The sequence below is a fragment of the Streptomyces calidiresistens genome (genome assembly GCF_014141525.1).
Classification (GTDB): domain Bacteria; phylum Actinomycetota; class Actinomycetes; order Streptomycetales; family Streptomycetaceae; genus Streptomyces; species Streptomyces calidiresistens.
Genome location: NZ_VKHS01001216.1, coordinates 1 through 1,128 on the forward strand (window position 1 = coordinate 1; position 1,128 = coordinate 1,128).

Here is a 1,128-nt window from a genome sequence, read left to right on the forward strand (position 1 = left end):
CCCTCCCACCCCCGGCGTTTTCGCCGCTCCGTTCCCGGGATCCCCGTGTCCCGCCCGGGAACCGCGACACCCGTACGCCCCCACCACTGCGAAAGGTGACGACCATGGCACACCGCGTACGCGTCTGGCTCAATCGCACGTACGCGGAGAACGTGTTCTTCATCGATCAGCTCCGCCTGGACCCCCGGGGACGAGGGGTGGAGGTCCACGCGACCCACCCCGATCCCGACTCCCCGGTGCGGGCCGCCGCGGACGTCTCCGGCGGCGAGCCGGAGGGACTCGGCCCCGCCGCCTACGCGGAGTGGGCCCTGGACCGCTGCGCCCGCCACGCCATCGACGTGTTCGTCCCCCGTCTGCACCAGGACGCCGTCGCGGCCCGCGCCGCGGACTTCGCCGCCGTCGGCACCGCCCTGCTCACCCCGCCCGCCGAGGCGGTGCGGGCCTTCCGCGACAAGGCCACCGCCTACGAGGCGCTCTCCCGGGCCGGTCTTCCGGTGCCCCCGTGGTGGCGGGTGCGGACGGAGGAGGAACTGCTGACCGCCGTCGGGGAGATCGAGGCCGCCGGCGACAAGGCCTGTTTCAAACCGGCCGACGGCACCGGCGGGGAGGGCTTCCGCGTCATCACCCGCACCCCCTTCTCCCTCCTGCACCTCACCGGGTACCCCGGCCCGTACGTCCCGCTGGACCTGGTGCGGCGCGCGCTGCGCCGGGCCGAGGCACCGGTGAACTGGTTGGTGATGCCCCGCCTCGACGAACCGGAGACCTCCGTCGACCTGCTCACGGGGCCCGACGGCGGCGTGCGCATGGCGGTCGGCCGCACCAAGCTCGGCCGCCGGCGCGGCTTCACCCTCGATCCGGCGGTCATCGAACCCGCCCGCGCCCTCGCCGAACGCTTCGGCCTGCACTTCCTGAGCAATGTGCAGTTCCGTCTCCACCGGGGCCGTCCCGTCCTGCTGGACATCAACACCCGCCCCGCGGGCGGTCTGCACCAGCTCTCCCGGTGCGGCCTGAACGTCCCCGCCGCAGCCGTGCGCCTGGCCCTCGGGGAGGATCCCGGCACGTTGACCCCGCGGCTGCCGGCCGATGACTACGCCACCGTCGCCACCCCTCGGCCCCTGGCCCCCCGGT

At 74.6% G+C, this 1,128-nt stretch carries 1 protein-coding gene; it reads left to right on the top strand.

Annotated features, from left to right (window positions below; translation table 11 throughout):
• Window positions 1-104: 104 nt before the first annotated feature.
• Window positions 105-1,128, top strand: a 1,024-nt coding sequence (locus tag FOE67_RS26485; RefSeq protein WP_182667353.1) for an ATP-grasp domain-containing protein, incomplete at its 3' end; no start/stop codon positions are given.